The organism is Listeria cossartiae subsp. cossartiae, from assembly GCF_014224155.1.
In the GTDB taxonomy this organism is placed as follows: domain Bacteria; phylum Bacillota; class Bacilli; order Lactobacillales; family Listeriaceae; genus Listeria; species Listeria cossartiae.
The window spans coordinates 1-24,519 of the sequence record NZ_JAASUI010000007.1; the positions used below are offsets into that span (position 1 = coordinate 1).

The window sequence follows — 24,519 nt, forward strand, 5'->3', positions numbered from 1 at the left end:
CGAACACGGTAGTTAAGCTTCTCCGCGCCAATGGTAGTTGGGGGCTTCCCCCTGCGAGAGTAGGTCGCTGCCGGGCAGTATTTCTGGAGGTTTAGCTCAGCTGGGAGAGCATCTGCCTTACAAGCAGAGGGTCAGCGGTTCGATCCCGTTAACCTCCATTTTTTATGCCGGCTTAGCTCAGTTGGTAGAGCAACTGATTTGTAATCAGTAGGTCGCGAGTTCGACTCTTGCAGCCGGCACCATTAATATTATCTTTATAATAATACATAATTTTATTGTAGAGAGCCGTTAGCTCAGTTGGTAGAGCATCTGACTTTTAATCAGAGGGTCGCTGGTTCGAACCCAGCACGGCTCACTTTTTGCGGGTGTGGCGGAATTGGCAGACGCACCAGATTTAGGATCTGGCGCCGCGAGGCGTGGGGGTTCAAGTCCCTTCACCCGCACTTATTATAAAATATGCGGAAGTAGTTCAGTGGTAGAACATCACCTTGCCAAGGTGGGGGTCGCGGGTTCGAACCCCGTCTTCCGCTCCATATTTTATAGCAACGCCGGGGTGGCGGAACTGGCAGACGCACAGGACTTAAAATCCTGCGGATAGTGATATCCGTACCGGTTCGATTCCGGTCCTCGGCACTTATATTTGCGCCCATAGCTCAACTGGATAGAGTACTTGACTACGAATCAAGCGGTTAGAGGTTCGACTCCTCTTGGGCGCACTTTATTAAACGGGAAGTAGCTCAGCTTGGTAGAGCACTTGGTTTGGGACCAAGGGGTCGCAGGTTCGAATCCTGTCTTCCCGATAGTTTAATCCCTTATTATTATGGGGCCTTAGCTCAGCTGGGAGAGCGCCTGCTTTGCACGCAGGAGGTCAGCGGTTCGATCCCGCTAGGCTCCACTTGCTTCACATTTAACCACATAAGTAGAAAATGGTAGCCTTATTATTATGGCGGCGTAGCTCAGCTGGCTAGAGCGTTCGGTTCATACCCGAAAGGTCGTGGGTTCGACTCCCTCCGCCGCTATTTTCAATCTTGGACCTTTAGCTCAGTTGGTTAGAGCAGACGGCTCATAACCGTCCGGTCGCAGGTTCGAGTCCTGCAAGGTCCACTTGTCACTTTATTATTATCATGGAGGAATACCCAAGTCTGGCTGAAGGGATCGGTCTTGAAAACCGACAGGCGGGTAATACCGCGCGGGGGTTCGAATCCCTCTTCCTCCGTTTTTTCGCTTGTGATATGTGGACTAAAATTTAATATTATTGTCGCGGGGTGGAGCAGTCTGGTAGCTCGTCGGGCTCATAACCCGAAGGTCGTAGGTTCAAATCCTGCCCCCGCAATAGTGGTTCCGTGGTGTAGGGGTTAACATGCCTGCCTGTCACGCAGGAGATCGCGGGTTCAAATCCCGTCGGGACCGCCATTATGGCTTGGTAGCTCAGTTGGTAGAGCACTTGATTGAAGCTCAAGGTGTCGGCAGTTCGATTCTGTCCCAAGCCATTCTTTTTTTAAACATTTTTGCCTTATGGCGGATATGGCGAAGTGGTTAACGCACCTGATTGTGGTTCAGGCATTCGTGGGTTCGATTCCCATTATCCGCCCTTTGTTTTTTAAATTTATATTATGCGGGTGTAGTTTAGTGGTAAAACTACAGCCTTCCAAGCTGTTGTCGTGGGTTCGATTCCCATCACCCGCTTTTTACCATAAATAGTTTTACTGAGGGCCTATAGCTCAGCTGGTTAGAGCGCACGCCTGATAAGCGTGAGGTCGATGGTTCGAGTCCATTTAGGCCCATTTTATTCCACAGTAGCTCAGTTGGTAGAGCAATCGGCTGTTAACCGATCGGTCGCAGGTTCGAGTCCTGCCTGTGGAGTTATTCTTTAAATGAGAATAGAATTTTTATATCTGGGGAAGTACTCAAGTGGCTGAAGAGGCGCCCCTGCTAAGGGTGTAGGTCGCTCGCGCGGCGCGAGGGTTCAAATCCCTCCTTCTCCGCCAGATATGGCCCGTTGGTCAAGCGGTTAAGACACCGCCCTTTCACGGCGGTAACACGGGTTCGAATCCCGTACGGGTCATCCTAAAAAAACAATGTCGATTATGACATTGTTTTTTATTTACTATGTTTTTGGAGGTAGCTTAATGGGATCAAAAGGGAAGTTTTGGATTTTAACTATGGTTGTGGCGATTTCAGGGCTGTCACAAGGGGTGTTATTGCCGCTGATTGCGATAATATTAGAGGAGAATGGTATTAGTGCTGGAATTAATGGATTTCATGCTACTGGAATCTATTTAGGGGTTTTACTTATTTCTCCGTTTATTGAGGCGCCACTTCATAAATATGGTTATAAGCCGATTATTTTAGTTGGGGGAGGGCTGGTTGCAGTTGCAATTTTGGCTTTTCCTATATGGTTTAATTTGTATTTTTGGTTTATATTACGGTTGCTTATTGGCGTGGGGGATCATATGTTGCATTTTTCGTCGCAAACTTGGATTGGGGCTATGAGTGATGCAAGTAAGCGTGGTAGAAATATGGCTATCTATGGTTTGTTTTTCTCACTTGGATTCGCGATTGGACCGCAACTTGTTAATTTGGCAGAAATAAATGCAAACTTGCCGTTCTTTTTATCTGGGATATTAGTCTTGATAGCTTGGGGGCTAGTTTGGTTTATTCGAAATGACTTTGTTGGAGAAAAGGCGGTTATTCGGAAAATTTCTTTTTGGGGGAGTTTAAAGCGCTTTTCGGATGTTTTTAAATTGGCTTGGGTTGCGATGATTCCGCCATTTTTGTATGGAATTTTGGAGACTGGGTTGAATGCGACGTTTCCGGTTGTGGGACTTCGTGATGGGCTCGATACGATGATGATAGCAATGATAATTTCTTCTTTTTCGGTGGGGACGATTATTTTTCAAGTACCGATTGGGATTGTTAGTGATAAATTTGGGCGTGGAAAAGTGTTGCCGCTTTTGACGGGAGCAGGGGCGGTTGTTTTTGTGTTGACTGCTTTTGTTAAGATCCCTTTTTTATATGTGATTTTCTTCTTTGTTTTGGGGATATTACTTGGGTCGCTTTATTCACTTGGATTGTCTTATATGACTGATTTGACGCCGCTAGAATTGCTTCCGGCGGGGAATATTTTGGTTGGGATGTGCTTTAGTTTGGGGAGTATTATTGGGCCGAGTGCGACTGGAATGATGATTGGGATTTTTGGAAATCAAATATTTTATTTTGTGGTGGCAGGAATCCTTGTGCTAGGCTGTTTGTTGCTAGCTTTTGGAGCACGGAAAGATGCTCTCAGAAAGAAAATTGGAATTTAATGATTGACAGTTTTCAGGTGCAAGTGGTATGATGATTTCAATCCAATTTAAGTGATTAAAAAACTAAATAAATTGCTCTTATAATGAGTGGTAGAGGGACTGGCCCGTTGAAACCCGGCAACCTTTCAATACGTTGAAAAGGTGCTAAATCCTGCGAAGTGTGATGCTTCGAGAGATAAGAGAGACTTAAAAAGTTTCAGTGTATTTGTGTATCGAAACTTCCAAACCTCTCTAGTTCTCTAGGGAGGTTTTTTATTGGCAAAAAATCGAGAGGATAAGGTGATAGATATGGTAAAGGCGATTAGTTCAAACTTGGGGTATCCGAGACTTGGGGAGAAGCGTGAATGGAAACGTGCGTTAGAAAAATTCTGGAACGGTGCGATTTCGGAAGAGGAATTATTAGCAGAAACGAAGGAATTGAGATTGCATGCGCTAAAAAAACAACTAGATAAAGGGATTGATTTGATTCCGGTTGGTGATTTTAGTTTTTATGATCAAGTACTTGATACGAGTGTGACATTTGGAATTATTCCAAAACGTTTTCAGCATGAAGGTGGGAAAGTTTCGCTAAATACATATTTTGATATTGCGCGTGGTAAAAGTGACGCGGTTGCCTCTGAAATGACTAAATGGTTCAATACTAACTATCACTACATTGTTCCTGAACTGGCTGATGCGGATCCGAAAGTGTTGGATAATCGGGCGCTTTATTATTACGAAGAAGCGAAGAAAGAGCTTGGTATTGAAGGAAAGCCAGTGCTTGTCGGGCCGGTTACTTACTTAAAACTTGGAAAAGGGAACGATGCGGAAAATTTTGAAGTATTATTAGATAAATTTATTCCGGCATATGTGGAAATTTTGAAAGAGCTTGAGGCGGCTGGTGCTAAGTGGGTGCAAATTGATGAGCCTTATCTTGCAACTAGCTTTGATAAAAAAGAAATTGCGTTATTTGAAAAAGTGTATCAGGCGTTTCAACAAGCGGTTCCTAATTTGAAAATTGAGTTACAGACTTATTTTGAAAGTTTGGATTATTATGAAGAGGTTGTTAATTTGCCGGTAGCAGCGATTGGGATTGATTTTGTTCATGACCATGGTGATTCGTTAAAAGCGCTTCAAACGCATGGATTTCCGCAAGATAAATATTTAGCGGCTGGTGTGGTTGATGGGCGGAATGTTTGGCGGAGTGACTTGGATGCGAAATTAGCACTACTTACGGAGATTGCGGATTATGTGGCGGATGGGAAATTGATTATTCAACCTTCCAACTCCTTGCTGCATGTGCCGGTGACAAAGCTAAGTGAACCAGATTTGGATGAAGTGATTCTTGGTGGTTTATCGTTTGCGGATCAGAAATTAGATGAGATTGCCATTTTAACAAAGGCATTAACGGCTGGTGCGGAAAGTGTGGCGGCTGAGCTGGAAGAGGCTCGTGCGGCAGTGACGGCGCTCAACGAATCGAGCCACCGAAACAATTTAGAAGTGCAGGCTGCGATTGCGAATTTGGAAAATGTTCGGGTTGACCGAGAGTTGCCATTTGCGGAGCGGATTAAATTGCAGCATGCTTGGTTGAATTTACCGCTATTTCCAACAACGACAATCGGAAGTTTCCCACAATCGCCGGAAGTTCGGAAAACTCGGGCTGATTGGTTAAAAGGTAATATTACGGATGCGGAATATAATGCTTTTATTGAAAAAGAAACGGCACGCTGGATTAAAATTCAAGAGGATTTAGATCTTGATGTATTGGTCCACGGTGAATTTGAACGGACAGATATGGTGGAATATTTCGGGCAAAAATTGGCTGGGTTCCAAGCAACAAAATTTGGTTGGGTACAATCGTATGGTTCGAGAGCGGTTCGTCCGCCACTTATCTACGGGGATGTTGCTTTTACAGAAGAAATTACCGTGAAAGAAAGTGTCTATGCCCAGTCGTTAACGAAACGTCCGGTGAAAGGGATGTTAACGGCGCCAGTGACAATCATCAATTGGAGTTTTGTTCGTGATGATGTGCCGGAAAGTGTGGTTGCGAATCAAGTTGGACTCGCGTTACGTAAAGAGGTAGAAGCATTAGAGCGTAATGGTATTAAAGTGATTCAAGTCGATGAGCCAGCTTTACGTGAAGGGTTGCCACTGAAACAAGCACGTTGGGAACAATATTTAAATGATGCGGTTTATTCGTTTAAATTAACGACAGCTTCGGTTCAAAATGATACGCAAATTCATACGCATATGTGTTATTCCGATTTTGACGATATTATTGATACGATTAGTGCTTTAGATGCGGATGTGATTTCGATTGAAACGTCAAGGAGTCACGGCGAGATTATTTCGACATTTGAAGAAGTGACGTATGATAAGGAAATTGGGCTTGGGGTTTATGATATTCATAGTCCACGGGTGCCGACTGTGATTGAAATTCAAGATAATATTCGCCGGGCGTTGCGGGCAATTGATGCGAAACAATTTTGGATTAACCCGGATTGTGGGTTGAAAACGCGGAAAGAACCTGAAACGATTGCGGCGCTGCAAGATATGATTAAAGCGACTAAAGAAGTTCGTGCGGAATATCAAGTATTAGAGAAATAAAGGAATGGAGGAGAGGTAATTATGGCAAAGCTGAAACAAGAGACGATAGCAGCGCAAATTGGAAATAGAAAATGTGAAAGAACGGGTGCTGTCAATATGCCAGTCTACTTCTCTACAGCTTACCAGCATGCCGATCTTGGAGTATCAACGGGGTATGATTATACTAGAACTGGAAATCCGACGCGAGATGCTTTACAGGAAGCACTCGCGGAACTAGAAAATGGAACGCATGCTTTTGCAACAAGTTCGGGGATGAGTGCGATTCAACTAGTTTTCCAGCTTTTTAAAACCGGCGAACATATTATTAGCTCGCAGGATTTGTACGGGGGGACTTTTAGATATTTTGAACAGTTTGGTGCGCAGTATCAGATTGGATTTTCTTATTGGGACGGGGCGGAGATTGCTGATTTGGAAAAATTGATTCGTCCGGAAACGAAGGCGATTTTTATTGAAACGCCAACGAATCCTTTGATGCAGGAAACGGATATTGCGACTGTTGCGAAATGGGCGCATGGGCATGATTTGCTTGTGATTGTGGATAATACATTTTATACGCCGGTTTTACAGCAACCGTTAACGTTAGGTGCGGATATTGTGATTCATAGTGCGACGAAATATCTTGGCGGGCATAATGATGTGCTAGCTGGGGCGGTTATTGTAAAAGAGGAACAGCTTGGGAAATTCTTTTTTGAGCAGTTGAATGCAACGGGGACGGTGCTATCGCCATTTGATAGTTGGTTATTGATTCGTGGACTGAAGACGCTGGTTTTACGCGTGAGACAGCATCAAGCGAATGCACAAAAAATCGCGGCGTTTTTGGAAGAGCATGAGCTGGTGGAGGAAGTGCGCTATCCGGGACGCGGGGGGATGATTAGTTTCTTTATTCGAGATGCGGCGCTCGTATCGCCACTTTTGAAAGAGCTGGAATTGTTTACTTTTGCGGAAAGTTTAGGTGGGGTGGAGAGTTTGATTACTTATCCGACGACGCAAACGCATGCGGATATTCCAGTGGAGTTGCGAAATTCTTACGGGCTGACGGATAAATTGTTGCGCATTTCGGTTGGGATTGAAGCGAGTGAGGATTTAATTGCTGACTTGGCTAAGGGGCTTGATACGGTTTTGGAAGGGGTGACCGCTCGTGGCTAAAGAATATGCGCAAGATACGGCTGTGATTAAAGCGAGCCTCGGGATTGATAAAGAAACAGGTGCGCTAAATACGCCCATTCATTTATCATCTACTTTTCACCAGCATGACTTTGATAATTACCATGCCTATGATTATGCGAGAAGCGGCAATCCAACGAGAGAAAAAGTGGAACAGGCAATTGCGGAACTGGAAGGCGGCACGGATGGTTTTGCTTTTGCAAGTGGAATGGCGGCTGTTTCTGCGGCACTTTTCACGCTTTCAAAAGGGGATCATTTTATTATTGCGAAAGATGTGTATGGCGGGACGTTTCGTTTAGTGGAGCAAGTGTTGCCGCGGTTTGGGATTACGCATACGTTTGTCGATACAACTAATATTGACGAGGTAGCGAAGGCTTTTCAGGAAAATACAAAATTGGTTTACTTGGAAACGCCGTCTAATCCACTGCTACATGTGACGGATATTCGGACGGTGGCCAAACTTGCAAAAGCGAATGGTTGCTACACCTTTGTCGATAATACGTTTTTAACGCCGCTGATTCAAAAGCCGTTAGAATTAGGTGCGGACTTGGTTATCCATAGTGCGACGAAATTTCTTGGTGGGCATAGTGATATTTTGGCGGGGCTAATTGTCACAAATAATCCTAGTTTGGCCGAAGCGGTGTACTTTTTGCAAAATTCGACTGGTGGAGTTCTTGGTGTGCAGGATTCGTGGTTGTTATTGCGTGGATTAAAAACGCTTTCGGTGCGGATGAAGGCTGGGACGGAAACGGCGGAGAAAATTGCGCTATTTTTAAATGCGGAACCAGATGTGGTTGCGGTGCATTATCCGGGGTTGCCGTCGCATGCGGGTTATGACATTCAAGTGGAGCAGGCGACAAGCGGCGGGGCTGTTTTATCGTTTGATTTAGGCAGTGAGGAAGCGGTGCGGGAACTTGTAACACATTTGGAATTGCCGGTATTTTCTGTGAGTTTAGGTGCGGTGGAAAGTATTTTATCGTATCCAGCAAAAATGTCTCATGCGGCTGTTCCGGAAGAGGAGCGATTGGCGCAAGGAATTACACCAGGATTATTACGTTTTTCTGCTGGTTTAGAGGATGCCGATGATTTGATTGCGGATTTGAAACAAGCACTTTCATTCATTAAGAAAGGAAGTGTCGTGAAATGAATTTAAGAAAAGATTTAAGCGAAAAAGTATTAATTGCGGACGGTGCGATGGGCACTTTACTTTATTCTTATGGGGTGGATCGTTCGATTGAAGAGCTGAATTTGTCGCATCCGGAAGATATTGTCGCGATTCATAAAGCGTATATCGGAGCTGGTGCGGATATTATCCAAACGAATACGTATGGTGCCAATTATATTAAATTAGCGCGATATGGTTTAGAGGATGAAGTGAAGCGGATTAATCAAGCGGCGATTCGGTTAGCGAAGGAAGCGGCAAGAGGGACTGGAACGTATATTTTCGGCACGATTGGCGGGATAAATGGGGCAGTGGATGCAAGACTTCCGGCGGCTCCACTCGAAGAAATTAAGCGTAGTTTTAGGGAGCAGCTATACTGTTTTTTGTTAGATGGTGTGGATGCAATTTTGCTAGAAACGTACTATGATTTAGATGAACTTAAAACGGTGTTAAAAATTCTTCGAGAAACGACTGATTTACCTGTGGTTGCGAATGTTTCGATGCATGAACCGGGAATCTTGCAAAATGGGCAAAAATTACCGGATGCGCTAGAGGAATTGATTGCGCTTGGGGCGGATGTTGTTGGTATTAATTGCCGGCTTGGTCCTTATCACATGGCGCGTGCTCTGGAGACAGTGCCGCTTTATGAGAAGGCCTATTTGGCTGTTTATCCGAATGCCAGTTTGCCAGAAGTGCAAGAAGGAAAAGTGATTTATCAATCGGATACGGATTATTTTGCTCATTACGGGGAGGTTTTCCGGCAAGAAGGTGCTCGCATTATTGGCGGTTGTTGTGGAACGACGCCAGACCATATCCGTGCTTTACGTAAAGGGTTACAATCAACGAAGCCGATTTTGGAAAAAGAAGTTCGACCGATTTTGGAGCTTGTTCCAGAAGAAGTGGCGGACGCGGAGTCAGGTGAACGTTTGCTTGATAAAGTAAAGGAACGTTTGACGATTTTAGTTGAACTAGATCCGCCACGGACTTTTGATACGGCGAAATTTTTTGAAGGGGCTAAGGCGCTTGATGAGGCGGGGGTTGATGCGATTACGATTTCGGATAATTCGCTTGCCACACCGCGGATAAGTAATATGGCGCTGGCGTCGATTTTGAAGCATGAGTATGGCATTAAACCGCTCATTCATTTGACGACGCGGGATCATAATTTAGTTGGGATGCACTCGCATGTGATGGGATTCCATAAATTGGGGCTGCATGATGTGCTGGCGATTACTGGCGATCCAACGAAAGTAGGCGATTTCCCCGGCGCTTCATCGGTGTTTGATTTAAGATCGGTGGAATTAGTTCAGCTGATTAAAAAGTTTAATGATGGGATTTCGTATACTGGGAAGTCACTGAAAGAAAAGGCGCGATTCCATGTTGGTGCAGCCTTTAATCCGAATGTGCTGAACTTAGAAAAAGCAGTTCGATTAATTGAGCGAAAAGTGGAATATGGTGCCGATTATATTATTACCCAACCAATTTATGATGTGAATAAAGCTGTTTTATTAAAGGAAGCCTTGCAAAAAGCAAACATTGATGTGCCACTTTTCATTGGGGTTATGCCATTATTATCTAGTCGGAATGCGGAATTTCTGCATAATGAGGTTCCTGGAATTCGTTTGACAGATGAGGTGCGTGAGCGAATGAGAGAGGCGGAAGAGCACGGTCATGCTAATGAGGAAGGGATGGCGATTGCTCGCGAGTTAGTGGATGCGATTTGTGCGCATTTTCAAGGGATTTATATCATTACGCCATTTTTACGTTATGATCTATCGATAGAACTGGCGAAATATGTTCAAAACAAACAGCAAGTCCAAATTGTTTCCAAATAAAAAACTGGTTGTCGCGATGACAACCAGTTTTTTTTACATGAACAAGTTACGAGATAATAGGCTTAGTAGATAAGCAAGAGCTAGTGTAATACCGAAGATTGTTAATGCTTTGGAAGTCGATTTCATGGCTGGTACCATTGTGATTGGCGATGTTTTACCGATGAAACGACGCACGGCACGAACAGCTTCTGGCAAGCTAAGTAAAATTAACAGCGTCCACCAAGGCGCATCTTGCGTAAAAATAAGTGAGATTTCAAATACGTAACTAAAAAGAAATGCCGCTGCGAAAAGAACAGTTGCCCATTTACGACCAAGTAAGATAGCTAAAGTCAAACGGCCATTTTTCTTATCAGGTACTAAATCACGAATACTATTAGCAAGTAGTAGGTTACCAACGAGAACCATTACTGGAATCGATACGTAGACGATAAACATACTGATGAATTCGGCTTGGATGTAGAAGGAGATGAACGTAATAATTCCTCCCATAAAGAAGCCGGCCATAATTTCACCAAATGGCGTATAAGCAATTGGATACGGTCCACCTGTATAAAGGAAACCAACCAACATACAAATAGCACCAAGAAGGCCAACATACCAATTAAGTTCGATGGATAAATAAACGCCACCAAGAATCGATAAAATGTATAAAAAGATTGCTAGGAACAAAATAAAGCCCGGGCGCATACCATTACGAACGATAGCACCACCATTTCCAACCGAGTGCTCATCATCTTGCCCTTTTTTATAATCAAAGTATTCATTGAATAAATTGGCGGATGTTTGTATAAAGAAACAAGCAATTAGCATGACGATAAAACGTGTAAAATGAAAACTGGTGTAGCTCATTGCGACCGATGTTCCAAGAAATACCGGAACAAAAGAGGCTACAAGTGTATGGGGGCGAAGTAATGTCCACCATTTTTGAAATCCAGTTTGTTTCGTAAGTGCAGATTTTGAGGCATTAGCCATGTTTTTCTCTCCTTTTTCACTTCCATATGTTTCAGATGTCTACCCTTCATTTTAGGGAAATAATGCAAGAACGTCAATAATTAATGCCGAAATGAAAGAAAAAACGCAAACCAAGCAGTTTAGCTCCATTTTTGGTATAATAGAAGATGTGAATGTAAAAGGAGAGATAAGCATATGAATACTAAATTGCCTCTTGATTTATTTAATCAAGCGAAACGTAGCGCAAGCCAAGATCAACCGGCTCTATTTAGCTGGGTAACTGAGTTAGATGAATTAGTGTCTCCAGTCAAATTGTTTAAAAAAGCTGGTACGGCTTTTAAAGGTGAACGTTTTTTCTGGCAAAATCCAGAAATGACGCTGACGATGACCGGTTTTGGTGTAACGAAACAATTTTTGGCGGAGAAGAAAAAAGATGCTTTTCTTGGACTGCAAGAGAAAATTGAAAAAAGGCTGCGCACGAGTGTAACGAATGCAACCGTAGATGCAACTGGCCCAATTTACTTTGGCGGTTTTGCCTTTGATCCTGAGCGTGATACAGAGAAAGAATGGCAAAGTTTCAAAGATGGCTTGTTTTACTTACCGTTATTTATGTTGACGAATAAAGATGGTAAAAGTTACTTAACGGTCAACTTGTCCATTTACTCAGACGATACGGAAAGCAAGTTAGAAGCTGTTTTTAATCAATGGCAAAAAATCATTCATCAAGAGGTTAATGAAGCTGAAATGGCGTTACTTACAGATTTTAAAGAGATTGGCAAAGACCATTTCCTAGAAACTGCGAGTGAAATTATCGATATGATTAATCATTCAGAAGACGTGAAAAAAGTTGTTCTAGCTAGACGGATGGGGCTACGGTTCCAACGCCAAGTAGATAGTGCAATTATTTTGGAAAATATGCTAGCAACACAAGAAAACAGTTATTTCTTCCTCATTGAAAAGGGAACAGGGGTCTTTTTCGGGGCAACTCCAGAAAGATTACTTGCTGTGAACGGAGATACGATTCACTCGTCATGTGTAGCTGGTTCTACGGAGCGCGGCGCTACTGAAGAGGCGGATGACGCTTTAGGAAATGCGCTACTACAAGACGCGAAAAATTTACGAGAGCATTCTTATGTGGTACAAATGATGGAAGAAACGTTAAAACCATTTACAACTGGGCTGTCGTTATCAAGCCAACCTGTACTTTTGAAAAATCGCGATATTCAACATTTATATATGAATATTTCTGCGAAGAAAAAGCCAGAAGTTTCGATGCTTGAAATGGTGAAAGCCCTTCATCCAACGCCAGCACTTGGCGGTCTGCCTCAAAAAATGGGGCTAGCTATTATTCGGATGAAGGAAGAAATGGACCGTGGATTTTACGGTGCCCCAATTGGTTGGATAGATTTAAAAGGTTCTGGTGAGTTCGCCGTGGCCATTCGTTCTGGTTTAATTGTTGATTCACAAGGATTAATCTATGCTGGTTGCGGGATTGTTGGTGATTCTGTACCACAAGAAGAATTAAAAGAAACGGCGGTTAAATTCCAACCGATGTTACGCGTATTAGGAGGCATAAAGAAATGACAAACCACGAACAAGTGCTGACAGATTATTTAGCTGCATTTATTGAGGAGCTTGTGCAAGCCGGTGTGAAAGAAGCAATTATTAGCCCGGGTTCACGCTCTACTCCGCTTGCACTGATGATGGCAGAACATCCGATTTTGAAGATTTATGTGGATGTTGACGAACGCTCGGCCGGCTTTTTTGCCTTAGGTCTGGCGAAAGCATCGAAACGTCCAGTTGTTCTGCTTTGTACTTCTGGAACGGCAGCAGCGAATTATTTCCCAGCAGTTGTCGAAGCAAATTTATCGCAAATTCCATTAATTGTTTTAACTGCCGATCGTCCGCATGAGCTTCGAAATGTCGGGGCGCCACAAGCGATGGATCAGTTGCATTTATATGGTTCACATGTCAAAGATTTTACTGATATGGCGCTTCCTGAAAACAGTGAGGAAATGCTTCGTTATGCAAAATGGCACGGTAGTCGCGCGGTAGATATTGCGATGAAAACTCCACGTGGCCCAGTCCATCTTAATTTTCCATTGCGGGAACCACTCGTACCGATTTTAGAACCATCTCCATTTACCGCTACCGGAAAAAAACATCATCACGTACATATTTATTATACGCATGAAGTGTTGGACGATAGCTCGATTCAAAAAATGGTAACCGAATGCACTGGTAAAAAAGGTGTCTTCGTTGTAGGTCCGATGGGTAAAAAAGAATTAGAGCAGCCGATGGTTGATTTAGCGAAAAAACTAGGTTGGCCGATTTTAGCAGATCCGCTTTCTGGATTACGTTCTTACGGAGCAATGGATGAAGTCGTGATTGACCAATATGATGCATTTTTAAAAGAAGCAGATCTTTTGGCTAATTTAACACCGGAAGTCGTGATTCGATTCGGGAGTATGCCTGTTTCTAAACCACTTAAAAATTGGTTGGAACAACTGGCGGATATTCGTTTTTACGTGGTGGACCCTGGTGCTGCTTGGAAAGATCCGATTAAAGCAGTAACGGACATGATTCACTGTGACGAGCGTTTTTTAGTCGATATTATGCTACAAAATATGCCAGATGATGCGAAAAATGCCGCATGGTTAAATAGATGGACTTCTTACAATAACGTTGCCCGTGAAATCGTTATGGCAGAAATGGCGAATACAACCACTTTAGAAGAAGGTAAGATTGTTGCAGAATTACGGCGCTTGTTACCTGATAAGGCAGGCTTGTTTATTGGTAATAGTATGCCGATTCGTGATGTCGATACGTATTTTTCGCAAGTTGATAAGAAAATAAAAATGCTCGCAAACCGTGGGGCGAATGGTATTGACGGGGTTGTTTCTTCGGCGCTAGGTGCTAGTGTTGTGTTCCAACCGATGTTCTTGCTGATTGGCGATTTATCGTTTTATCATGATATGAATGGCTTGCTGATGGCGAAAAAATATAAGATGAATCTGACAATTATTATTGTGAACAATGATGGCGGGGGAATCTTCTCCTTTTTACCGCAAGCGAATGAACCGAAGTATTTCGAATCACTTTTTGGTACGTCAACTGAACTGGATTTCCGTTTTGCTGCTGCGTTTTATGATGCGGATTACCATGAGGCAAAAACGGTTGATGAGCTAGAAGAAGCAATCGATAAAGCTGGCTATCACAAAGGTTTGGATATTATTGAAGTGAAAACAAATCGTCACGAAAATAAAGCAAATCACCAAACACTTTGGGCAAAAATTGCGACTGCATTAAAGGCGTTAGATTAAGATGTTAGTCAACGGTCAACGTTATCACCTGACAAATGCTTCAAGCGGGGATAAACCGGTTTTGCTGATGTTGCATGGTTTTACAGGAACAAGCGAGACTTTTCAAGATAGCATAGCGATTTTAAAAGAATGGTATAATATTATCGCGCCTGATTTACTTGGGCACGGAAAAACGGCTAGCCCTGCGGAAATGATGCGTTATTCGATAGAAGCTGTATGCGCCGACTTGGTAGAAATCTTAAACCAACAGCACATCAAGCAATGTTTTGTGCTAGGTTATTCGATGGGTGGGCGAGTGGCGACTGCTTTTGCGGCGACATATCCAGAAATGGTGCGTGGACTGATTTTAGTTAGCAGCTCACCTGGACTCGCGGAAGTAGATGCTCGCGCTAGTCGCATCCAAGCCGATAATCGTTTAGCAGACAGGATTGAAGCAGATGGCATCACGTCTTTTGTCGACTACTGGGGAAATTTAGCTCTTTTTGCATCGCAGTCTGATTTACCTGAGGAGCGGAAAAAGCGAACGAGGTCTGAACGGTTAGCGCAAAATCCGCAAGGCTTGGCGATGAGTTTACGCGGGATGGGCACCGGGAAGCAACCATCTTACTGGGACCATTTAGCGGACTTTACTTTCCCCGTGCTACTCATTACCGGTGCGTTAGATGAGAAATTCGAAAAAATCGCGCAAAATATGCATCAACTTTTACCAAATAGCACGCATGTTACGGTGCAAGAAGCGGGACATGCAGTTTATTTAGAGCAACCAAACATCTTTTCAAGTCAGCTAATTAACTGGCTGGAAGTTATTTTAAAGGAGGAAGAAAAATGAGTTTTAATTGGCAAACAGAAAAAGTATATGAGGAAATCAAATATGAAAGTTACGAAGGAATCGCGAAAATTACGATTAACCGTCCAGAAGTACATAATGCATTTACACCAAAAACTGTAACAGAAATGATTGATGCATTTAACTTAGCGCGTGATAATTCAGATCTTGGCGTGATTATTTTAACAGGGGAAGGCGAAAAAGCATTTTGTTCTGGCGGAGACCAAAAAGTTCGCGGACACGGTGGTTATGTTGGCGATGACCAAATCCCACGCTTGAACGTGCTTGACTTACAACGTTTAATTCGTGTTATTCCAAAACCAGTTATCGCGATGGTTGCAGGCTGGTCAATTGGTGGCGGAAACGTCCTTCAATTAGTTTGTGACTTAACCATTGCTGCTGACAATGCAAAATTTGGACAAACTGGACCGAATGTTGGTAGTTTTGATGCTGGTTACGGTTCTGGCTATTTAGCACGTGTTATCGGACATAAGAAAGCGAAAGAAGTATGGTTCATGTGCCGTCAATACACAGCGGACGAAGCTCTTGAAATGGGCTGGATAAACACCGTTGTTCCAGTAGCAGATTTAGAAACAGAAACAGTCGCTTGGGCAAAACAAATGCTACAAAAAAGTCCAACAGCGCTTCGTTTCATTAAAGCAGCTTTCAACGCAGATACAGACGGTTTAGCGGGTATTCAGCAATTAGCTGGTGACGCAACACTTCTATACTATACAACAGACGAAGCCAAAGAAGGTCGCGATGCCTTTAAAGAAAAACGCGATCCAGACTTTGACCAATTTCCAAAATTCCCTTGATTTGAAGGTGTAAAAATGGACATGACAAACTGGCTTCAAAAACGAGTGCGGCTTTCTCCTAACGAGACCGCGCTCGTTTTTGAAGGAAAAGAAGAAACCTTTACGGAAATAAATGAAGCAGTGGGGCAGCTAGCGGGAAAATTGTTCGCGCTTGGTATTAGAAAAGACGAGATGGTGGCTATCCTTGGGAAAAACGACCGGATGACATTCTTACTTATCCATGCTTTGCAACAACTCGGTGCCGTCACGCTATTTCTTAATAACCGTTTGACGAAAAAAGAGCTTGCTTTTCAACTTGCTAATGCAGAAGTAAAACAAGTGCTTATGGCAGATACGTTTGTGGAAAAAGTGGTGGAAGGAATTAGCTACACTGAATTGCAGCAAACAGATTATTTAGAGCCAGAGCTACTAGAAACATGGGAATTATCGCGTGTGGCTTCTGTTATGTATACATCCGGAACCACTGGCAAACCAAAAGGCGTTATGCAAACGTATGAAAACCACTGGTGGAGTGCGGTTGCTTCGGCTTTAAATTTAGGTTTAACTGAAAAAGATAGCTGGCTTTGCGCTGTGCCAATTTTTCATATTAGCGGTTTATCGATCATGATGCGGTCGGTGATTTATGGTATTCCGGTGTATTTGGAAGAACATTTTGACGAAGAAAAAATCACCCAATTACTAGAAAGTGGCAAAGTTTCCACGATTTCGGTCGTGACTTCAATGCTCGAACGATTGCTAAAAATACATGGGGGAAACTACCACCCGAATTTGCGGACGGTGTTGCTTGGCGGGGGACCAGCGAGTAAGGCTGTTTTAGAAATTTGCAAGCAACGTAATATTCCGTTAGTGCAATCATTCGGTATGACTGAAACAGCGTCGCAAATCGTGACTTTACCGCCGAAAGATGCCTTAACTAAAATCGGTTCTTCTGGTAAAGCATTATTTCCAGCAGAAGTGAAAATTGCGGATGACGGGGAAATTTTATTAAAAGGACCATCGATTACACCTGGTTACTTACACAATGAAACGGCAACAAAAGCCGCCTTCACGGACGGCTGGTTTAAAACGGGCGATATCGGTTATTTGGATGAAGAAGGCTTTTTATTTGTACTAGAGCGTCGATCGGATTTGATTATCTCGGGAGGAGAGAATATTTATCCAACCGAAATTGAACATGTCATTGCTACCTATGAAGCGGTGAAAGAAGTTGCGGTAGTAGGTAAGCCAGATGACAAATGGGGCAGTGTAGCAGTCGCTTTTATCGTTACAGAGCAAACTTTTGATGAAGCGGAATTACGCGCCATTTGCCAAACGAACTTAGCTAGTTTTAAAATTCCAAAGCAAATAACTATTGTTGAAACCTTACCAAAAACTGCTTCTGGCAAAATTCAACGGAATAAATTAAAAGAAAGGCACTCTAAGTAACTAGAGCGCCTTTCTTTTTTAGTAATTAAGTCCTTCTTTTAAAGCTTTTAAATTATCATTCATAATAGAAAGATAATCGCGATTGTTGTCGATATCTTTTTGGGTTAGTGTTTCTAAATTATGCAGTGTTAATGTTTTTGTGTTTGTTTCTTGTTGGATAACATCGGCTATTTTTGAATTCGTATTTTGTTCTAGCATAATATACGGGATATTTTCTGCTTCGATTTTTTCAACAATGGATTTTAGTTTCTTTTGAGATGGTTCGTCGCTTGTTGATACGCCGGCAATCGGGATTTGATGTAAGTTATATTCGGTTTCCCAGTAGCTATAGGCAGCGTGAGCAGTGACGAAATCTTTTTGTTTAGCAGCGCTTGTAACGGTGCGGAAATCTTGATCAAGTGTCTTTAATTTTTCTTCGACAGCTTGGTAATTTTTCTCGAAAGTTTCTTTTTGATCAGGCATTTCCTTGATTAATTTATCTTTGACGACCGTTGCCATTTGTTCCATATAGACTGGATTTAACCATACGTGTGGGTTGATATCGCCATGTTCGTGTTCTTCTTCGCTTTCGTGATCATGTTCCTCGGCGGCATCAGGGTCGATAGGTAAGTCTAATTTTTCAGCAGTAGGGACGAAAGTGACATGTTCGTTTGCTAACGTTTTTTCTGCTTTATCGACGAATCCTTCCATACCGAGACCAATATAGAAAAATAAATCACTATCGGCAATTTTCATCATGTCTTTTTGTGTAGGTTCAAAGCTGTGAGCGTCTGAGCCGGGCGGATAAATGCTATGAACATCCACATATTTACCACCGATTTGTTCCGTTAAGTACTGTAAAGGATAAACGGTCGTATAAACAGTTAATTTATCGCTGCTTGTTTTTGTATCACTGCTGTCCGAACAGCCAGTAAGTAGTAATAAAACAGATAGTAATGCTGCTAACACGATAAGATAGCTTTTTTTCAATCTATTCACTCCTCTAAATCGAAATTATTCTTGTTTAAATTATATGCGAATCGTAGTAATTACGATTTATAGTCCGAATTTGATAATACCGCATTCTTTCATAAAAAGCAAGAAAAAAATGAACCGGCGTAAACCGATTCATGCTATTATTAATGGTGATGATGCGCTTTACAATGATGCTCGGAATCATCGTTTTTCTCTTTTTTAGGTGGCACAAAATCAAGCCCACCTTTATGAAACGGGTGGCATTTAGAAATGCGTCTGATTGCGAGATAGCTTCCCTTTAAGGCGCCATGTGTCTGTATTGCTTCAATCCCGTATGCGGAACAAGTCGGGTAAAAACGACAAGTCGCTGGGGTGAACCGCGAAATATATTTTTGGTAAAGTCGGATTCCTCCGATAAGAATTTTTTTCATTACTATTCATCCTCTAAATTTCAGCTTACATACAGCTTACCATATTTTTGAAAAAAGAAAAGGAAGTGAGTTTTTGTTTATTTATAATGATACACTTGGAAACAAAGTGACGATTTATTTGGAAGAACAGGAAAATAATCCGGATGATGTCCTGATTATTCCTAAAACGGAAGATGGTTGGCTTTTTACAGAACACAAAATTCGCGGGTTAGAATTTCCTGGTGGGAAGGGAGAGCCAGGGGAAAGCAATTTGGCGGCAGCGAAACGAGAGTTAATGGAAGAAACTGGAGCAATGAGTGATAGCTTTTATTTTGTAGCCGATTATTTGGTCGAGTCTAAGGAGCGAACATTTACGAAACGGGTTTATGCAGCCAAGATTACAAACATCAAAACACAAGCTGATTACTTAGAAACAAAAGGACCTGTCGTTTTGCGCGGGGAACTGAGCCAATTTATTTTACAGCCAGCGTTCAGTTTTTTTATGCGCGATGCTGGAATGGTTCACATTGTGCAACAAGCCGAGCGGATTTTAGGCGATAAAAACTAGTCAAACAGGGGTAAACTCTGCTATGATAATAGAAAATGGAGGTGGGGAAATTGGGTATGCCACTAGAGGTAAACACAATGATCGTAACAAAAGGAAATGAAAAACGAATTTCTGATAATTTCTTTGAACTTGAAAAAGTAGGATATCGAATTTATCCAATTGATGTGCCAATCGCGGTTCGTAAAACAAAAGAAGGCGAAACGCTTGGAGAAGCAATTCCACGTAAATTGGTATGGGAAAATAATAAAACCATCATTAAATATGAATTAATCGCATTAAATTCAAGTAATTAATTTTGGAGGGGATTTTGTGAAACGCAAAGTAGGCATAATTGGTACAGGTCATGTTGGAAGCGACGTGGCTTTTTCCCTTGTTACCCAAGGGATTTGTGATGAAATTGTTTTAATAGATAAAGTTGAAACAAAGGCGGAAAGTGAAGCACTGGAATTACGCGACATGGCTTCGATGACACGTTCTTATACAACTATCATATCGAATGATTGGGACGCACTGGCGGATGCAGACGTGATTGTGATGGCGGTTGGTCCGGAAACGCTACTTCGGGAAGATCGAATGGAAGAACTTGTTGAAACGAGCAGATCTGTGGCAGAGATTGTTCCAAAGATTGTAGCAACCGGTTTTAAGGGTGTTTTTGTGAATATTACGAATCCGTGTGATGTGATTACGATGCTTATTCAGAAAGTTTCAGGTTTTGATCGTTCGCGGGTGTTTGGCACGGGAACATCACTTGATACAGCGCGTATGAGACGGGTTGTTGGGGAAGCATTACATATTAATCCAAAGAGTGTCGAGGGCTATGTTCTTGGTGAGCACGGCGAATCGCAATTTGTTGCTTGGTCAACGGTGAAAATTGGTGGTGTTAGTATCACGGATTATAAAACCGAGACGCCGCTAGATTTGCCAATTTTAAAAGATGCTGTTCGTGGTGGTGGCTGGAATATTTTAACGGGGAAAGGTTGGACGAGTTTTGGGATAGCGACAGCCGCGGCAGGTATTGTTGATGCAATTTTGACGGATGCGAAACAAGTTTTCCCGCTGGCTGTGTATGACGAAAAAACAATGACTTACATTGGTCAACCAGCGCTTATTGGTGCAAATGGTGTGATAGCTATTTTAGAACCGAAACTAACTGCAGATGAAAAGGCTAGTTTTGTTGCGTCAGCTGAAATTATTAAAAAAGCTTTTCATTTAATTAAATGATAAATGGGCATAAAAAAAGCTAGCGACATTCACGTCGCTAGCTTTTTAGGCTGTTTTAGCTTTTTTCTTTTGTTTAGGTTTTTTTGATTTTCTGGAAATAAAGCGAACTAGACTAATAATAAGTGATACAACATATTCACCAAATGAGCCGATAAAAATGGCAATTGCTATTTCTGTTTGGGACATCCCACCGCCGTAAAAGCTGATGAAAAATACCACACCACTTGCAATTAATCCCATTGTTGCTAGGAAATATTTAAACCAATATAAACGAAAAACAAAATCAAATAAACATACAACTGCTAAAAACCCAAGAAAAATAATCAAGGATAGCGGAATTAAACTCATAGATACAATCTCCTTTAGTTAAGTAAAACATCTTTTTTATCCATCTATCATACCACAGGTTGGAAATAATGATAAGTGAAAAATAATCAAACAGCATTTTTAAGGGATGGAAATGAATTCAAAACCGAATTATTATTGCATCTGGCCTCCGTTTATGGTATTCTATCTTAGAATTAAAATTTATCTCTTATCCAGAGCGGTAGAGGGACTGACCCTTTGAAGCCCAGCAACCTACACATATATGTGAAAGGTGCTAATCTGTTGCAGGAGTATTATCTTCTGAACGATGAGAGCAAAGGTATAATTATAGCCTTTCTCTATTCGTGCGCGTTTTGTGCAAAATAGGGAGAGGCTTTTTATATGAGACGTATTTGGAGAGAACTAAAGGAGGAAAATGAAATTGGCTAAAAACCGTCATCTATTCACATCAGAATCGGTTTCTGATGGACATCCAGATAAAATTGCAGATCAAATATCTGATGCAATTTTAGATGCAATTATTTCAAAAGATCCGGACGCGCGTGTGGCTTGTGAAACCACGGTGACGACTGGTTTAGTATTAGTAGCGGGAGAGATTACGACGTCTGTTTATGTAGACATCCCAAAAATTGTTCGTGATACTATTAAAGAAATCGGCTATACACGTGCAAAATATGGTTTTGATGCAGAAACATGTGCTGTTTTAACGGCAATTGATGAACAGTCACCAGATATTGCGCAAGGGGTAGACGAAGCATTAGAATCAAGAAGTGGTAGCGAAATTGACGCTGCTATTGAAGCGATTGGAGCGGGAGATCAAGGCTTAATGTTCGGTTTTGCAACAGACGAAACAGAAGAATTAATGCCACTTCCGATTTTCTTAGCGCACGGTTTGGCACGTAAGTTAACAGAATTACGTAAAACAAATAAATTAGACTACTTGCGTCCAGATGCAAAAACACAAGTAACTGTTGAATATGATGAATTTAATCAACCAGTTCGGATTGATACAATTGTTGTTTCTACCCAACATCATCCGGATATCACGCAAGAACAAATCGCGAAAGACTTGCACACACATCTTTTCCCAGAAGTGATTGATGCTTCTTTCTTAGATGAAGACACGAAATACTTTATCAACCCAACTGGCCGCTTTGTTATCGGTGGTCCACTTGGTGATGCTGGCTTAACTGGCCGTAAAATCATCGTGGATACATACGGTGGTTATGCACGTCATGGCGGGGGAGCGTTCTCTGGTAAAGATCCGACCAAAGTAGACCGTTCCGGCGCTTATGCTGCTAGATACGTTGCTAAAAATATCGTAGCTGCCGGACTTGCTAAAAAAGTAGAAGTACAAGTAGCTTATGCCATTGGCGTTGCTCGTCCAGTTTCGATTTCGATTGACACATACGGAACAAGCGATTATTCGGAACAAGAATTAATCGATGGCGTAAATGCATTATTTGATTTACGACCAGCTGGCATTATCCATATGCTAGACCTACGTCGCCCAATTTATCGTCAGACAGCTGCATTTGGTCATTTTGGCCGTAGCGATCTTGATTTACCTTGGGAAAGAACCGACAAAGCAGAAGCGTTGAAAAAATTAATTGTAAAATAAGCCTAACCGAGCATTTCATCTCAGAAATGTTCGGTTTTTTTCTTTCCTAAACAGTGCAAAGCGAGTCTAGTTATGATATGATAGACGTTGTGAAAAAAAGATAAAATGATTATCTATATAGAGGAGAAATGTTACCATGTGTGGATTTGTAGGATGCGTACATGACCGCATTACAGAAATTACTGGCGCTGATAAAGAAACCTTTAGACAAATGAATAGTATGATTACGCACCGTGGGCCAGATGATGAAGGATACTTCACAGATGATCACGTGCAGTTTGGTTTCCGCCGTTTAAGTATTATTGATGTAGAAAACGGTCATCAACCCTTAACGTATGAAAATGAACGTTACTGGATTATTTTTAATGGAGAAGTGTATAACTATGTGGAACTCCGCGAGCAATTAGTTGCTGAAGGAATGACATTTGAAACCGAAAGTGATACCGAAGTAATTATCGCTACTTATGCGAAATACAAAGAAAAAACAGCAGAACGTCTTCGCGGGATGTTTGGTTTTGTTATTTGGGACAAACAAGAAGAACTTGTTTACGGCGCACGCGACCCATTCGGCATTAAACCATTTTTCTATGCAGAAGAAGACGGCAAGCTGTTCATGGGTTCTGAAAAGAAATCCATTTTACATGCGTTAAAAGAAAAAGAATTGGACGAAGTGTCATTACAAAACTACATGACATATCAATTTGTTCCAGAACCAGATTCCTTAACTAAAAATGTCAAACGTTTAGAACCAGGACATCAGTTCACGAAAAAAATTGGTCAACCAATGGAAATTACTACTTATTGGAAAGCTTCTTTTGCACCAGTAACTAAATCAGAAGACGCATGGATCAAAGAAGTCCGTGATGTAATGTATGATTCGGTTAAAATGCACATGCGTTCTGACGTACCAGTGGGTTCATTCCTATCTGGCGGTATTGATTCATCGATTATTGCAGCAATTGCCAAAGAATATCACCCAGCAATCAAAACATTCTCTGTTGGTTTTGAACGCGATGGTTTCAGTGAAATCGATGTAGCAAAAGAAACAGCAGACAAACTTGGCGTAGAAAACATTAGTTATGTTATTTCACCGGAAGAATATATGAAAGAATTACCAAAAATTGTTTGGCATATGGATGATCCACTTGCTGATCCGGCTGCTATTCCGCTTTACTTCTTATCAAGAGAAGCTCGCAAACAAGTAACCGTAGCATTATCAGGTGAAGGCGCAGATGAACTTTTCGGTGGTTATAACATTTATAACGAACCAAATTCCCTTGCGATGTTTAACAAAATGCCAGGCGTATTTAAATCCTTGTTAAATAGCGTAGCGCGTGTTATGCCAGAGGGAATGCGTGGTAAAAGTTTCTTAGAACGTGGAACAACGCCGATGGAAGAACGCTATATCGGAAACGCGAAAATGTTCACGGAAAAAGAAAAGCAAATTTTACTTCCACAATACCAATCTGGACATGATTATACGAACATTACAGATCCATTTTATGCGGAAACAACGAATTATCATCCTGTAGAAAGAATGCAGTACATTGATATTCATACGTGGCTTCGCGGAGATATTCTTCTCAAAGCTGACCGGATGACAATGGCTAATTCACTGGAAGTCCGTGTACCTTTCCTTGATAAAGAAGTGTACAACGTGGCAAGAAATATTCCAGATACAATGAAAACAACCAATGGAACAACCAAATATATCTTACGTAAAGCGGCAGCAACATTTGTACCAGAACACGTACTTAACCGCCGCAAACTAGGATTCCCAGTACCCATTCGTCACTGGTTAAAAGACGAAATGAACGCTTGGGTTAAAAATATTATCAAAGAATCACCAACCGATCATTTAATTAACAAACAATACGTTCTAGACTTACTAGACGACCACTGTGCTGGTAAATTCGACTACAGTCGTAAAATCTGGACAGTCGTTATTTTCATGATTTGGTATGATGTATACGTAGCAGATAAATACGATTTCAAAAAATAAAAAGAAAACCTAGACAGGCTA

Annotated in this window: 19 protein-coding genes, 21 tRNA genes, 1 rRNA gene and 2 riboswitches; of the genes, 37 read left to right on the forward strand and 4 right to left on the reverse strand. The window is 41.9% G+C overall.

Features of this window, described 5'->3' with window-relative positions; all coding sequences use genetic code 11:
- The 27 genes from rrf to HCJ30_RS14030 form a co-directional block, all read left to right on the forward strand.
- A 5S ribosomal RNA gene (rrf, locus tag HCJ30_RS14500) occupies positions 1-76 on the forward strand; the annotation flags it as partial.
- A 9-nt stretch (positions 77-85) separates the two neighbouring features.
- Positions 86-158 (forward strand) — tRNA-Val (locus tag HCJ30_RS13905).
- A gap of 8 nt (positions 159-166) precedes the next feature.
- Positions 167-242, forward strand: a tRNA-Thr gene (locus HCJ30_RS13910).
- Between the two features lie 40 nt (positions 243-282).
- Positions 283-355, forward strand: a tRNA-Lys gene (locus tag HCJ30_RS13915).
- A 6-nt stretch (positions 356-361) separates the two neighbouring features.
- A tRNA-Leu gene (locus tag HCJ30_RS13920) sits at positions 362-443 on the forward strand.
- Between the two features lie 15 nt (positions 444-458).
- A tRNA-Gly gene (locus HCJ30_RS13925) sits at positions 459-533 on the forward strand.
- A gap of 14 nt (positions 534-547) precedes the next feature.
- Positions 548-633 (forward strand) — tRNA-Leu (locus HCJ30_RS13930).
- Between the two features lie 9 nt (positions 634-642).
- Positions 643-716, forward strand: a tRNA-Arg gene (locus tag HCJ30_RS13935).
- A 10-nt stretch (positions 717-726) separates the two neighbouring features.
- Positions 727-800 (forward strand) — tRNA-Pro (locus HCJ30_RS13940).
- 22 nt (positions 801-822) lie between these two features.
- Positions 823-895, forward strand: a tRNA-Ala gene (locus tag HCJ30_RS13945).
- Between the two features lie 50 nt (positions 896-945).
- Positions 946-1,019 (forward strand) — tRNA-Met (locus HCJ30_RS13950).
- Positions 1,020-1,030: 11 nt separating this feature from the next.
- Positions 1,031-1,104, forward strand: a tRNA-Ile gene (locus tag HCJ30_RS13955).
- Between the two features lie 22 nt (positions 1,105-1,126).
- Positions 1,127-1,216 (forward strand) — tRNA-Ser (locus HCJ30_RS13960).
- 43 nt (positions 1,217-1,259) lie between these two features.
- Positions 1,260-1,333 (forward strand) — tRNA-Met (locus tag HCJ30_RS13965).
- Between the two features lie 4 nt (positions 1,334-1,337).
- Positions 1,338-1,413: transfer RNA gene (locus tag HCJ30_RS13970), tRNA-Asp, on the forward strand.
- Positions 1,414-1,417: 4 nt separating this feature from the next.
- Positions 1,418-1,490: transfer RNA gene (locus tag HCJ30_RS13975), tRNA-Phe, on the forward strand.
- A 28-nt stretch (positions 1,491-1,518) separates the two neighbouring features.
- Positions 1,519-1,591: transfer RNA gene (locus tag HCJ30_RS13980), tRNA-His, on the forward strand.
- Between the two features lie 24 nt (positions 1,592-1,615).
- Positions 1,616-1,686, forward strand: a tRNA-Gly gene (locus tag HCJ30_RS13985).
- A 24-nt stretch (positions 1,687-1,710) separates the two neighbouring features.
- Positions 1,711-1,784, forward strand: a tRNA-Ile gene (locus HCJ30_RS13990).
- A gap of 6 nt (positions 1,785-1,790) precedes the next feature.
- A tRNA-Asn gene (locus HCJ30_RS13995) sits at positions 1,791-1,863 on the forward strand.
- Between the two features lie 34 nt (positions 1,864-1,897).
- A tRNA-Ser gene (locus tag HCJ30_RS14000) sits at positions 1,898-1,988 on the forward strand.
- A gap of 5 nt (positions 1,989-1,993) precedes the next feature.
- Positions 1,994-2,065 (forward strand) — tRNA-Glu (locus HCJ30_RS14005).
- 64 nt (positions 2,066-2,129) lie between these two features.
- Positions 2,130-3,305: an MFS transporter gene (locus HCJ30_RS14010; protein WP_185392748.1), complete on the forward strand. Its 1,176-nt coding sequence runs from the start codon at positions 2,130-2,132 to the stop codon at positions 3,303-3,305.
- A gap of 75 nt (positions 3,306-3,380) precedes the next feature.
- Positions 3,381-3,487: riboswitch (SAM riboswitch) on the forward strand.
- 106 nt (positions 3,488-3,593) lie between these two features.
- Entirely contained in the window at positions 3,594-5,891 is a 2,298-nt protein-coding gene (metE, locus tag HCJ30_RS14015; protein ID WP_185392789.1) for a 5-methyltetrahydropteroyltriglutamate--homocysteine S-methyltransferase, read from the forward strand.
- A 21-nt stretch (positions 5,892-5,912) separates the two neighbouring features.
- A complete protein-coding gene (locus HCJ30_RS14020) occupies positions 5,913-7,037 on the forward strand; it encodes an aminotransferase class I/II-fold pyridoxal phosphate-dependent enzyme (RefSeq protein WP_185392750.1) in 1,125 nt (374 codons plus the stop codon).
- Positions 7,030-8,202 carry a cystathionine beta-lyase gene (gene metC / locus HCJ30_RS14025; RefSeq protein WP_185392752.1) on the forward strand — a complete coding sequence of 391 codons (1,173 nt, stop codon included), beginning with the start codon at positions 7,030-7,032 and terminating at the stop codon, positions 8,200-8,202. The genes HCJ30_RS14020 and metC overlap by 8 nt, the downstream gene beginning before the upstream one ends.
- Positions 8,199-10,052: a bifunctional homocysteine S-methyltransferase/methylenetetrahydrofolate reductase gene (locus HCJ30_RS14030; protein WP_185392754.1), complete on the forward strand. Its 1,854-nt coding sequence runs from the start codon at positions 8,199-8,201 to the stop codon at positions 10,050-10,052. The genes metC and HCJ30_RS14030 overlap by 4 nt, the downstream gene beginning before the upstream one ends.
- Before the next feature lie 33 nt (positions 10,053-10,085).
- Here the strand turns inward: HCJ30_RS14030 and HCJ30_RS14035 are convergent, their stop codons facing one another.
- Positions 10,086-11,024, reverse strand: a complete 939-nt coding sequence (locus tag HCJ30_RS14035; protein ID WP_185392756.1) for a 1,4-dihydroxy-2-naphthoate polyprenyltransferase — start codon at positions 11,022-11,024, stop codon at positions 10,086-10,088.
- Positions 11,025-11,198: 174 nt separating this feature from the next.
- Between HCJ30_RS14035 and HCJ30_RS14040 the strand changes: the two genes are divergently transcribed.
- From HCJ30_RS14040 to HCJ30_RS14060, 5 genes are read left to right on the forward strand one after another with little or no spacing between them, the layout of a single operon-like run.
- Positions 11,199-12,587 (forward strand): isochorismate synthase, encoded by a 1,389-nt coding sequence (locus tag HCJ30_RS14040; RefSeq protein WP_185392758.1) that lies wholly within the window; start codon positions 11,199-11,201, stop codon positions 12,585-12,587.
- On the forward strand, positions 12,584-14,326 hold the full coding sequence (gene menD / locus HCJ30_RS14045; RefSeq protein WP_185392760.1) for a 2-succinyl-5-enolpyruvyl-6-hydroxy-3-cyclohexene-1-carboxylic-acid synthase: 1,743 nt from the start codon (positions 12,584-12,586) through the stop codon (positions 14,324-14,326). Before HCJ30_RS14040 ends, menD begins: the two co-directional genes overlap by 4 nt.
- Before the next feature lies 1 nt (position 14,327).
- On the forward strand, positions 14,328-15,155 hold the full coding sequence (menH, locus tag HCJ30_RS14050) for a 2-succinyl-6-hydroxy-2,4-cyclohexadiene-1-carboxylate synthase (protein WP_185392762.1): 828 nt from the start codon (positions 14,328-14,330) through the stop codon (positions 15,153-15,155).
- Positions 15,152-15,970, forward strand: a complete 819-nt coding sequence (menB, locus tag HCJ30_RS14055) for a 1,4-dihydroxy-2-naphthoyl-CoA synthase (protein ID WP_185392764.1) — start codon at positions 15,152-15,154, stop codon at positions 15,968-15,970. Before menH ends, menB begins: the two co-directional genes overlap by 4 nt.
- Before the next feature lie 15 nt (positions 15,971-15,985).
- A complete protein-coding gene (locus HCJ30_RS14060; protein ID WP_185392766.1) occupies positions 15,986-17,395 on the forward strand; it encodes an o-succinylbenzoate--CoA ligase in 1,410 nt (469 codons plus the stop codon).
- Between the two features lie 18 nt (positions 17,396-17,413).
- On the opposite strand, the gene HCJ30_RS14065 is transcribed toward HCJ30_RS14060, so the two are convergent.
- Entirely contained in the window at positions 17,414-18,364 is a 951-nt protein-coding gene (locus HCJ30_RS14065) for a metal ABC transporter substrate-binding protein (protein ID WP_185392768.1), read from the reverse strand.
- A gap of 149 nt (positions 18,365-18,513) precedes the next feature.
- On the reverse strand, positions 18,514-18,780 hold the full coding sequence (yidD, locus tag HCJ30_RS14070) for a membrane protein insertion efficiency factor YidD (RefSeq protein WP_185392770.1): 267 nt from the start codon (positions 18,778-18,780) through the stop codon (positions 18,514-18,516).
- Positions 18,781-18,853: 73 nt separating this feature from the next.
- On the opposite strand from yidD, the gene ytkD reads away from it, so the two are divergent.
- Genes ytkD through HCJ30_RS14085 form a run of 3 tightly spaced genes read left to right on the forward strand, consistent with a single transcriptional unit; the run spans position 18,854 to position 20,548 of the window.
- Entirely contained in the window at positions 18,854-19,327 is a 474-nt protein-coding gene (gene ytkD / locus HCJ30_RS14075; RefSeq protein ID WP_185392772.1) for an RNA deprotection pyrophosphohydrolase, read from the forward strand.
- A 50-nt stretch (positions 19,328-19,377) separates the two neighbouring features.
- On the forward strand, positions 19,378-19,620 hold the full coding sequence (locus tag HCJ30_RS14080; protein ID WP_003762570.1) for a DUF2584 domain-containing protein: 243 nt from the start codon (positions 19,378-19,380) through the stop codon (positions 19,618-19,620).
- Between the two features lie 16 nt (positions 19,621-19,636).
- A complete protein-coding gene (locus tag HCJ30_RS14085; protein WP_185392774.1) occupies positions 19,637-20,548 on the forward strand; it encodes an L-lactate dehydrogenase in 912 nt (303 codons plus the stop codon).
- A 45-nt stretch (positions 20,549-20,593) separates the two neighbouring features.
- On the opposite strand, the gene HCJ30_RS14090 is transcribed toward HCJ30_RS14085, so the two are convergent.
- Positions 20,594-20,896 carry a hypothetical protein gene (locus HCJ30_RS14090; RefSeq protein ID WP_185392776.1) on the reverse strand — a complete coding sequence of 101 codons (303 nt, stop codon included), beginning with the start codon at positions 20,894-20,896 and terminating at the stop codon, positions 20,594-20,596.
- Between the two features lie 184 nt (positions 20,897-21,080).
- Positions 21,081-21,189: riboswitch (SAM riboswitch) on the forward strand.
- A 107-nt stretch (positions 21,190-21,296) separates the two neighbouring features.
- On the opposite strand from HCJ30_RS14090, the gene metK reads away from it, so the two are divergent.
- Positions 21,297-22,496, forward strand: coding sequence for a methionine adenosyltransferase (gene metK, locus HCJ30_RS14095; RefSeq protein ID WP_185392778.1), 1,200 nt, complete (start codon positions 21,297-21,299; stop codon positions 22,494-22,496).
- A gap of 136 nt (positions 22,497-22,632) precedes the next feature.
- Positions 22,633-24,498 carry an asparagine synthase (glutamine-hydrolyzing) gene (asnB, locus tag HCJ30_RS14100; protein WP_185392780.1) on the forward strand — a complete coding sequence of 622 codons (1,866 nt, stop codon included), beginning with the start codon at positions 22,633-22,635 and terminating at the stop codon, positions 24,496-24,498.
- Positions 24,499-24,519: the final 21 nt, after the last annotated feature.

What these genes read in the sequence shown, in the direction of transcription:
- metE (WP_185392789.1), top strand. Translation starts at nt 3,594, where the DNA reads ATGGTAAAGGCGATTAGTTCAAACTTGGGGTATCCGAGACTTGGGGAG.
- HCJ30_RS14030 (WP_185392754.1), top strand. Translation starts at nt 8,199, where the DNA reads ATGAATTTAAGAAAAGATTTAAGCGAAAAAGTATTAATTGCGGACGGT.
- yidD (WP_185392770.1), bottom strand. Translation starts at nt 18,780, where the DNA reads ATGAAAAAAATTCTTATCGGAGGAATCCGACTTTACCAAAAATATATT.
- HCJ30_RS14010 (WP_185392748.1), top strand. Translation starts at nt 2,130, where the DNA reads ATGGGATCAAAAGGGAAGTTTTGGATTTTAACTATGGTTGTGGCGATT.
- HCJ30_RS14020 (WP_185392750.1), top strand. Translation starts at nt 5,913, where the DNA reads ATGGCAAAGCTGAAACAAGAGACGATAGCAGCGCAAATTGGAAATAGA.
- menD (WP_185392760.1), top strand. Translation starts at nt 12,584, where the DNA reads ATGACAAACCACGAACAAGTGCTGACAGATTATTTAGCTGCATTTATT.
- HCJ30_RS14040 (WP_185392758.1), top strand. Translation starts at nt 11,199, where the DNA reads ATGAATACTAAATTGCCTCTTGATTTATTTAATCAAGCGAAACGTAGC.
- asnB (WP_185392780.1), top strand. Translation starts at nt 22,633, where the DNA reads ATGTGTGGATTTGTAGGATGCGTACATGACCGCATTACAGAAATTACT.
- HCJ30_RS14060 (WP_185392766.1), top strand. Translation starts at nt 15,986, where the DNA reads ATGGACATGACAAACTGGCTTCAAAAACGAGTGCGGCTTTCTCCTAAC.
- HCJ30_RS14035 (WP_185392756.1), bottom strand. Translation starts at nt 11,024, where the DNA reads ATGGCTAATGCCTCAAAATCTGCACTTACGAAACAAACTGGATTTCAA.
- HCJ30_RS14090 (WP_185392776.1), bottom strand. Translation starts at nt 20,896, where the DNA reads ATGAGTTTAATTCCGCTATCCTTGATTATTTTTCTTGGGTTTTTAGCA.
- menH (WP_185392762.1), top strand. Translation starts at nt 14,328, where the DNA reads ATGTTAGTCAACGGTCAACGTTATCACCTGACAAATGCTTCAAGCGGG.
- menB (WP_185392764.1), top strand. Translation starts at nt 15,152, where the DNA reads ATGAGTTTTAATTGGCAAACAGAAAAAGTATATGAGGAAATCAAATAT.